We start from the raw sequence: 6,895 nt of genomic DNA, 5'->3' as shown, positions 1-6,895 counted from the left end.
AGCGCGGCCGCCCCTCCAGGTCGGCGACGACCTCGCCGGCAGTCAGCACCGCCGATTGGAGGTCGTCCGGGAGTCGCCTGCGCTCCAGGAGAGAGCGCGTGGTGCTGGACGCGAGCCGCTCGAGTTGGCGGTGTACCGCCACGGCCTCGGCGACCGTGTCGCCGCGGTACGACCAGTCGCTCCGGAACGACCTGAGGTCGCTGCGGACGCGCGCCCGACGGTCGGCGATGTCCGCCTGCGTCAGGTCGCCGCTGGCCGCGTCGTACGCGCCGCGAACCTCGGCCGCATCCTCGCGGGATCTCCGCCACTGACCGAGTGTGCCGACACTGGAGACGTCCGCCGGGGCCGCCGCGAAACCTTCCGCGGCGCGTTCCCGCTGGTCGGTCAGCCGCGCTTCGACGACGCCGTTCGGGAAGGACAGGTCGGCCGGCACGCCGTCTAGCAACGAACGGCCGCGCTCGTAGTGCGCCTCCGCGAGCGCGTCCGGAACGCTACCGGGGTACAGCGACGGCTCCGGAACGGCGTCCGGGTCCGCCGCGTCGCCGAGGCGCTGGTAGTCGTACGAGGGCTCGTCGTCGCTGTCACCCACGACTGGAAGACTCGAACAGCCGGCCACCGCCGTCAGGCCCGCGACGCTGCTCGCGAGAAACGCGCGACGACGCCAGTCAGGCATCCCCGCCACCTCCGCCATCGGAGTTGCGCCCCTCGGCGATCCCGACGGGCTTGGGTCCGCAGTCTCCACTCCAGTGGGACCCGAAGCTCGTGAACTCCGCGTCCGCGAACGGCACCCGGAGCGCGAGGCCGAACGCGTCCTCGCCCTCTCGGCTGCAGGACTCGTCGGCCGGCCTGAGCTGCTGGCAGAACGCCGTCTCCAGGCCGTCGTCGTCCCGCCAGACACCCCGGAACTCCGCCTCGTAGCACGCCGCCACGGGGCGGGCCACCAGCAGCACCGACCGCTCGTCGAAGTCCGTGGCGGACGCGAACGCGAACAAGTCCCCCGCGGCGTCGCTGTCAGACGCGAACGTGAGGTCCTCGAGCGTCGACGCCGAGTCCACGTACTCGTATCCAGCCCCCACGCGTCCGGCCGCAGTCTCAGGGTCGCCACGCCAGAACAACTGCGTCGCGTCCGCGTCACGCACCTGCAGCAGGTCGTAGTCAGTCACCGGGTCGCCGTGCCGCCGCGTCGGCGGGTCGGCTGATTCACCCCCTTGGGTGCATCCGGCGAGCGCGACCGCAGTTACCGTGCCGACTGCCTGGAGGGCGCGTCGGCGTGACCAATCGGGCATCGAGTCGGTGATAGGTGCGAACGGTTCAAAGAGTTTTTCCTGTCGAAAACCGCGAAAAAACGCGCCAGCGAACTGCTCGCCGCCTTCATCGTACCCTCGGGACTCGCAACTGATGGTTGGGCCGCCGCAGGTTCGCGTGCGAACCAGGCGGGAACAGCATCGACGTGCGCCATCGAACGAGGCAACTATCTGATGGGAACCGCGTCACTATTTTAGTCGCAACTGCCAAGTGAGACACATGATCGACGTGCTAACCGCGGGCGCCGAGTGGTTCCTTATTGGTGCGCTCTTCGTTGTGATAGCATACCTGATCAAAGTCCGCAGGTGGGCGTTCCTCATCGCGGGGTACGACGAGACGGCCGCCATCCCAGAGGACGTCGCCGTCAGCGTCGTGGGGAACTTTCTGCTTCGCGTCGGAATCGCCGCCGGCGTCCTCGGCGTTCTCGAAACGACGGACGCAGTGCGAAACATCGGCCTCGTATTCGGCGCCGCCGTCACGCTCGACCTGCTCCGCGTCCTGTACCGCCTCAACACCTACGAACCACCCGAAAACACGTCCCAGTAACGGACCGCCACTGCCGACCTGACATCGAACGGACGCCCCACTGGGACGCCGGGGAAGCGCACTGCAAACTCGCGGGACCGGATTTGCATCGAGCCAGGACGTGCTCGCTTCGCTGCGCGCGACTGAGAGGGGTGACTTCCGTGCCTGCGCTCTCATTCGTTTTCTCGCTCCGCTCGCCGTTCGCGATACCGAGGCGCTCACTTCGATCGCGCCTCGCAGCCCGACCGGATTTGAACCGGAGGAAACCTCGCTCCGCTCGGTTTCCAGGGTTCAATAGCTCCGCATTTTCGGTCTCGCTTCGCTCGGAGAGAACGTGCGCGGGACCGGATTTGAACCGGCGGACCCCTACGGGACAGCGTCCTAAGCGCTGCGCCTTTTCCTGGCTTGGCTACCCGCGCGCAATCGCTGGTAGCGGGGACGGACAAATGAGAATTGCGTTACGTGCCAGGCACGCCAACCGCGTCCAGCGACCCGACGCCGATCAGCGCGAGGGCCGCGAGTACGACCGTGGCGATCGCCCACGCAGCGATGCCGATGACGCCGGCGCGCGTCCAGCCGACGGGATACCGCCACTTGATGACGCCGACCCAGGCGACGAGCGCGAGCACCGGACCGACCAGCGGGACGCCGTCGAGCAGCGCCCACACGATGGCGCCGAGGAGCGCGGTCAGGACCGCGTCGCCGTAGTCGTAGACGTCGGCGACGTGGTTTGCGGCGACGTGGATGGCGACGCCGCCGACGAGCAGGCTCCCCGCGAACACTACCAGGGAATCGTCGAAGCCGCCGGTCGTCTGGGCTGGCGGCACGACAGCGGTGAGGAGCGCCGCGGCGGGTGCGAGTGAAGCGAGTGCTGTCATAGCGTGTCGACCTCGAAGACTCGCGGCGACTTGAACCGTGAAGACCGTCGTCCCGATTTCAGTCGATTTGCCCCGAATTCCGGCCGCATCGACCGGGGTCGAACGGCCGCACGGCGAAGGTTTACGTACGGCGCGACGTACGTTCCCGTATGTATCGCGCGGGCGACGAGGTGGACCAGCGGCGGTGGCTGGACGAACTCGAGGGCGTGGTCGAGGACCTGGAGTTGAACGCCGAAGCGCAGGCCACCGCGAAAGACCTCTTCCTGTCGGCGGTGCCCGGCGAGGACCGGTCGAAGCCCGCAGCGGTCGCAGCGAGCGTGTACGCGGGCGCGCTCATCGCGGGCGACCAGCGGTCCCAGACAGCCGTCGCCGACGCCGCAGACGTGTCCAGGCTGTCGATTCAACAGCGCTGGAAGGACCTCCTGCGGGAAGCCGGATTCGACCCGCCGTCCTGGTAGGCGGGACGCTCACCCCTCGCCAGGTCGAGTCTGTCCCAATAGAACCGTGGGTCGAAGGGGTCGTCACCACAGAACCGAGCGTCGAACAGGTCGTCACCACAGAACCGAGCGTCGAACAGGTCGTCACCACAGAACCGAGCGTCGAACAGTTACTTCGGGTCGCGGCCGTCGCTGTCGGGCGTGAGGGTACCGTGTTCGTCGATTTCGCCCTGAACGATGCGCGTCGAGGAGATGATGTCGTCGTCCTCGGCGCGGACGTGGTCCACGACCTCGATGTCGAGCGGGTCGTGGCCGCGCTCCTCTCGGATGTCGTTGATGCGTCGGCCGGTCTCCTGGGTCTCGGGGGAGACGACGAGCACGTCGAACTGGGGTTCCGTCGCGATGCCGGTCGGTGACTCGAGTTTCCGAACCTCGTAGTCGCGGTCGTATTTCTCGGCGATCGACTCCAGTTCGCGCTCCAGATCCGCTTTGCGGGCGTCGAACGAGCGGACGAAGCGGTCGACGTGGCGGGTCTGGGCAGCGAGGTCGTCGCTGGTCAACCCGACGGTGACGTCTCCGATTTCGAACGCGCGCTCGAAGAGGCGACGGTGGCCGTCGTGTACCGGGTCGAATGTCCCACCGAGGGCCACGTGCATACGCCGGCGGATGGCCCGGCGGCGTTTAGCAGTTTGGGTTCAGGTGCTCCGGTCTTCGTCTTCGTCCGACTCGTCGTCATCGACGTCACCGACCTCCGCCTCACCCTCGACGCTTGCTTCGGCGTCGCCGACTTCCACCTCGCCCGAGACGTCAGCGTCGATGCTGCCGTCGCCGTCGCCGCCTTCAGCTTCGACGTCGACGTCCGTGTGCACTTCCGCCTCCGCGTCGCCGACCTCGGCCTCGGCGTCGAAGCCGTCCTCCACCTGGATGCGGACTGGCTCGGACGTCGTGTCCTCCTCGTCCTCGCTGCGGCCCAGGTGGGTGTCGAGGTTGAACACGGTGTTGAGTTCGTCCTGGACGCGCCCGACGACGCCGCCGACGAGGTCGCTCGGCGGAATCGCCGTGTACTCGTAGGGGTTGTTGCCGGCGCCCTCGCTCTGGCGCTTCCGTCGCTCGACCACGTCGTCGTCGGCGAGTTCGGCGAGCGCCTCGCGGACGGTCGAGGGGTACAGGCCCGTCCCGTCCGCGACTTCTTCGCTGGTGCTCCACGGGTGCTGGCGGAGGTAGACGAAGATTCGCGCCCGCGTTTCGGTGTCGAGCACCCACGACAGGATGTCGACGACGCCCTGGTCGAACCCCGCGACTGCCCGATCTTTCTCCTCCCCGAGTCGGTTCCGCGGCGAGCGCTCCTCCTCGCCCGTGTCGTCTGTGGTGTCCTCGGACATGCGTTGTCTCGTGTAGGACAAAAGCGACGAGTGTATGAAAAACGCTTCGCCCAGGAGGGAGTCGCGTCGACAGCAGGCAGCGGCGCGCGACGACAGGCGGCGGAGTGCTACAGCAGGAGTGCGTCGTAGAGCGCGGCCTCGCCTTCGTCTTCGAGGATGCGGCGCTGGCGCTGTGCCCCGGATTCTGCCTCGTAGACATCCCGGATGCCGGAGACGCCGAGCCTGTCGCACTCCCGGTCGACGATTTCACCGAGCGCGAGCGCGTCCGTGTCGTCCCGGCGGACGAACGAGGCGTCGTGGCCGTGTCTGGTGGCGCGCCACTTGTTCTCGTCGAGCACTTCCCGGCGCAGCGACCGCAGGCCGTCGCTGTCCCCGAAAATGTCCGGGGGCTCCGGGTCGTCGGCGTCCTCGTAGCGCGCAGCGTAATCCATCACCAGCGCGTGCGTGTACTCGACGAACGCGAGCACCACCTCCGGGTCCGCCTGCGCGTCGGGCGCGCGTACCTCCACGGAGCCGTGACCGGTGTGCGGGCGGACGTCGTACCAGAGCTCGCCGCGGTCGTCGATGCTGCCGGTCTCGATCATCAGTCGTTCGAAGCGGTCGAAGTCGTCGTAGGAGTCGAACGCCGTCGGCATCCCCGTGTTCGGGAGCCCCTCGAAGATTTTCGCGCGGGCTGACGCCAGCCCCGTGTCGAACCCGTTCCAGTACGGCGAGTTCGCGGACAGCGCGAGCATCACGGGCATGTGCCAGCGCAACTGGTTCGCGACCCAGACGGCCTTGTCCGGGTCGTCGACGCCGACGTGCACGTGCATGCCCGCGGTCGTGTTCCGGTGCTGTGGGTACTGGATGCGTTCCAACTGGGAGCGATACCGTGGCTTCTCGGCGTGCTCGTGTTCCCGCCAGCGCGCCGCCGGGTGCAGTCCGGCCGCCGCAATCCGGTAGCCGTTCGCTTCGGCGTGCGCGACCAGCGCGGCGCGCACGTCGTACACCGCGGCCCTGGCATCCCCCGGACCGTCCAGCCGCGGCGTCTGCGTCTCCAGGACGAATTTGAACAACTCGTGGTCGAGTCGGTCCGCAAGCAGCTCCGGCGGCTCCGAGTCGTAGACCAACTGGTCGGTTCCCGCGGTGGGGACGCCGTCCTCGCCGACGACGAAGAACTCCTCTTCGACGCCGAGCGTCCCCATTTCGGTGAACCGGTCCGACGAACCCACGTCCATGCTGCCCGGAGTTATCCCCGGCGTGCGTAAATAGTTCTGGAAGTCGGCGGAGATTCCGGGCTCTCGGGAACCGACCGCGGGCGGCGAGGCTACCGCGGCGTCGCCACGACTGCGAGGTGGTCGTCGTGGTACGGCTCCAGGCGCGCGGTGTCCAGGACCTCGTATCCGTCGCGAAGCCGATCGAGCACGCGCTCGAAGACGTCCTCGGGCGCCTCGGTCACGTCCTCGCTGCGGGCCTTGATGGCGCCGACGAATCGTCCGTCGTCGTGGAGGAACTCGCGGTTCGAGAGCGCGACGTCGGCCTGGCCGCGCGTCGCCACGTCCTGCACGATGGCGTCGAGACCGGACTCGACGACGTGCGCGTACGTCTCGGGCCTACGAGCGTCCTTCAGCAGCGGGAAGAGGTTACCCCGGTCCTCGGCCACGCCGAGCAGGTCGCGGGTCGGCCGCGGCGCGAACTCGACGGCGTACGTCGGGCCGGCGAAGTCGGCGACGTGGCTGACTGTGGTACCGCTCGCCGCGCCCAGGTAGAGCACACCGTCGCCCCCTGACAGGCCCGTCTCCAGGCCCGCCTCGAGCGTCGCGCCGAGTTTCGACCGATGTGGATCCCACCGCCGCCAGCCGTCGACGACGGGTTCCCCGTACACGGGGTCGCCGCGCGTCGCGAGCGCCGACTCCCCCTGGAACTCGCGTCGCTGCACGCCGTCGGGGAGACTCATTCGGTTTCACGAGCGCGGATGCGCTCGATGCGTTCGTCCAGTTCCGCCTTCAGTTCCGGCCGCAGGTCGCCCGAGTAGTGGTCGATTCGGGCGGCGATGGTGAGCTTCCCGGCGAGCGCGCGCGCCGCCGACCCGCGTTCGTCCGGATGGGTGGTGCGGACGTAGTCGTGCGTGTAGATGGCGCCGTGTTTCGGAGAGGGCGCGTGCCCCCGGAGATGTGCGAACAGCGCGTCCTCCGCCCCCAGCACCTGGAGGGTTCCGCTCGGTTGCTTGGCGAGGTCGCCCAGGCCGCCCGCGAGCGCAATCAGTCGCGCAGCGAGCATCGGCCCCGCGAGCCGGGAGAGGTTCGGTGCGACTGTCGGCGCCTGTCGCTCGACGTACTCCCGCACGTCGTCGCGCTCGTCGGCGAGGTCGACTGCCCGCTGGCAGACC

General features: G+C 68.5%; 9 protein-coding genes, 1 tRNA gene and 1 pseudogene. 2 read left to right on the top strand and 9 right to left on the bottom strand.

Features of this window, described 5'->3' with window-relative positions:
- Both GRX66_RS14950 and GRX66_RS14945 read right to left on the bottom strand, forming a co-directional pair.
- Positions 1–673: pseudogene (locus GRX66_RS14950) on the bottom strand (hypothetical protein); the annotation flags it as partial.
- The gene (locus tag GRX66_RS14945) at positions 666–1,286 is read right to left on the bottom strand and encodes a hypothetical protein (protein ID WP_159527267.1); all 621 of its coding nucleotides are present in this window, start codon (positions 1,284–1,286) and stop codon (positions 666–668) included. The gene GRX66_RS14945 and the pseudogene GRX66_RS14950, both read right to left, overlap by 8 nt.
- A 238-nt stretch (positions 1,287–1,524) precedes the next feature.
- On the opposite strand from GRX66_RS14945, the gene GRX66_RS14940 reads away from it, so the two are divergent.
- Positions 1,525–1,851: a DUF3784 domain-containing protein gene (locus GRX66_RS14940; RefSeq protein ID WP_159527266.1), complete on the top strand. Its 327-nt coding sequence runs from the start codon at positions 1,525–1,527 to the stop codon at positions 1,849–1,851.
- A 314-nt stretch (positions 1,852–2,165) separates the two neighbouring features.
- On the opposite strand, the gene GRX66_RS14935 is transcribed toward GRX66_RS14940, so the two are convergent.
- Positions 2,166–2,249 (bottom strand) — tRNA-Leu (locus GRX66_RS14935).
- Between the two features lie 39 nt (positions 2,250–2,288).
- Entirely contained in the window at positions 2,289–2,708 is a 420-nt protein-coding gene (locus tag GRX66_RS14930; protein ID WP_233745552.1) for a hypothetical protein, read from the bottom strand.
- A gap of 149 nt (positions 2,709–2,857) precedes the next feature.
- Here GRX66_RS14930 and GRX66_RS14925 point away from each other — a divergent pair, with 149 nt between their 5' ends.
- Positions 2,858–3,166, top strand: coding sequence for a transcription initiation factor IIB family protein (locus tag GRX66_RS14925; protein WP_159527265.1), 309 nt, complete (start codon positions 2,858–2,860; stop codon positions 3,164–3,166).
- Positions 3,167–3,315: 149 nt separating this feature from the next.
- Here the strand turns inward: GRX66_RS14925 and GRX66_RS14920 are convergent, their stop codons facing one another.
- The 5 genes from GRX66_RS14920 to GRX66_RS14900 all read right to left on the bottom strand — a co-directional run.
- On the bottom strand, positions 3,316–3,801 hold the full coding sequence (locus GRX66_RS14920) for a phosphopantetheine adenylyltransferase (RefSeq protein WP_159527264.1): 486 nt from the start codon (positions 3,799–3,801) through the stop codon (positions 3,316–3,318).
- Between the two features lie 39 nt (positions 3,802–3,840).
- On the bottom strand, positions 3,841–4,527 hold the full coding sequence (locus tag GRX66_RS14915) for a winged helix-turn-helix domain-containing protein (RefSeq protein WP_159527263.1): 687 nt from the start codon (positions 4,525–4,527) through the stop codon (positions 3,841–3,843).
- A gap of 107 nt (positions 4,528–4,634) precedes the next feature.
- Positions 4,635–5,744, bottom strand: coding sequence for a glutamate--cysteine ligase (locus tag GRX66_RS14910; protein WP_159527262.1), 1,110 nt, complete (start codon positions 5,742–5,744; stop codon positions 4,635–4,637).
- An 89-nt stretch (positions 5,745–5,833) separates the two neighbouring features.
- Complete coding sequence (locus tag GRX66_RS14905; protein ID WP_159527261.1) at positions 5,834–6,463, bottom strand: fibrillarin-like rRNA/tRNA 2'-O-methyltransferase; 630 nt, start codon at positions 6,461–6,463, stop codon at positions 5,834–5,836.
- The coding region (locus GRX66_RS14900) for an NOP5/NOP56 family protein (protein ID WP_201293044.1) at positions 6,460–6,895 on the bottom strand (436 nt) is incomplete at its 5' end. The genes GRX66_RS14900 and GRX66_RS14905, both read right to left, overlap by 4 nt.

The sequence above is a fragment of the Halobacterium bonnevillei genome, assembly GCF_009831555.1.
GTDB lineage: Archaea > Halobacteriota > Halobacteria > Halobacteriales > Halobacteriaceae > Halobacterium > Halobacterium bonnevillei.
Note: the sequence above shows the minus strand (reverse complement) of the source record. Positions and strands in the feature narration are given on the sequence as shown.

Bases quoted from the DNA above. Each gene is read 5' to 3' on its own strand.
- GRX66_RS14945 (WP_159527267.1), bottom strand. From the start codon at position 1,286: ATGCCCGATTGGTCACGCCGACGCGCCCTCCAGGCAGTCGGCACGGTA.
- GRX66_RS14940 (WP_159527266.1), top strand. From the start codon at position 1,525: ATGATCGACGTGCTAACCGCGGGCGCCGAGTGGTTCCTTATTGGTGCG.
- GRX66_RS14930 (WP_233745552.1), bottom strand. From the start codon at position 2,708: ATGACAGCACTCGCTTCACTCGCACCCGCCGCGGCGCTCCTCACCGCT.
- GRX66_RS14925 (WP_159527265.1), top strand. From the start codon at position 2,858: ATGTATCGCGCGGGCGACGAGGTGGACCAGCGGCGGTGGCTGGACGAA.
- GRX66_RS14920 (WP_159527264.1), bottom strand. From the start codon at position 3,801: ATGCACGTGGCCCTCGGTGGGACATTCGACCCGGTACACGACGGCCAC.
- GRX66_RS14915 (WP_159527263.1), bottom strand. From the start codon at position 4,527: ATGTCCGAGGACACCACAGACGACACGGGCGAGGAGGAGCGCTCGCCG.
- GRX66_RS14910 (WP_159527262.1), bottom strand. From the start codon at position 5,744: ATGGACGTGGGTTCGTCGGACCGGTTCACCGAAATGGGGACGCTCGGC.
- GRX66_RS14905 (WP_159527261.1), bottom strand. From the start codon at position 6,463: ATGAGTCTCCCCGACGGCGTGCAGCGACGCGAGTTCCAGGGGGAGTCG.